Here is a 752-nt window from a genome sequence, read left to right on the forward strand (position 1 = left end):
CGGTTATGTCGCAAAATTTTTACTGTTTCTGCGTCCTGTCATGATCACAGCGTGTCATTGCGGGAGGTAAAGAGGAATGACGATCACTTTCAAAGGGTCTCATTTTCCCAAAAGTGTCATCCTTTTTGCGGTATTCTTCTATGTTCGTTATCCCGTTTCCTATCGTGACCTTCAGGAAATAATGGCCGAACGCGGCATAGAGATTGATCACGCAACATTCCACCGTTGGGTCGTTCGATACGCACCGCAGATTGCAGATCAAGCACAGAAGCGTAAGCGGCCAACGCTTGGCTCTTGGCGTGTTGATGAGACCTATATAAAGGTCAAAGGGAAATGGACCTATCTGTACAGAGCCGTTGATCGTGACGGCCAAACTTTGGAATTTATGCTCTCAGAGCGCCGAAATCTCGGTGCAGCAAGGCGCTTCTTTAAGAAAGCCATCGCAAGCAATGGTGTTCCGCACAAGGTCGTCATTGATAAAAGCGGAGCGAATCTGGCTGGTGCAAAGGCTGTAAACACGATCCTGAAAATCACGGGCACGGGCAAGATGATGGAAATCCTGCAGGTTAAATATCTCAACAACATCCTTGAGCAGGATCATCGCTTCATCGAGCGGATCACCAAACACATGTTAGGCTTCAAAGCCTTTGATTCAGCGTCTGCTACAATCGCTGGCATCGAAGTTGCTCATATGATCGGTAAGAAGCAATTCGCTAATGAAAATCGGTCGCCATTCGAGGTGTTTGCGGAGC

Annotated in this window: 1 protein-coding gene; it reads left to right on the forward strand. The window is 47.7% G+C overall.

What is annotated here, in order from left to right:
- Positions 1-76: 76 nt before the first annotated feature.
- The coding region (locus F9K94_RS24240) for an IS6 family transposase (protein WP_151610748.1) at positions 77-752 on the forward strand (676 nt) is incomplete at its 3' end.

The sequence above is a fragment of the Brucella tritici genome (genome assembly GCF_008932285.1).
GTDB lineage: Bacteria > Pseudomonadota > Alphaproteobacteria > Rhizobiales > Rhizobiaceae > Brucella > Brucella tritici.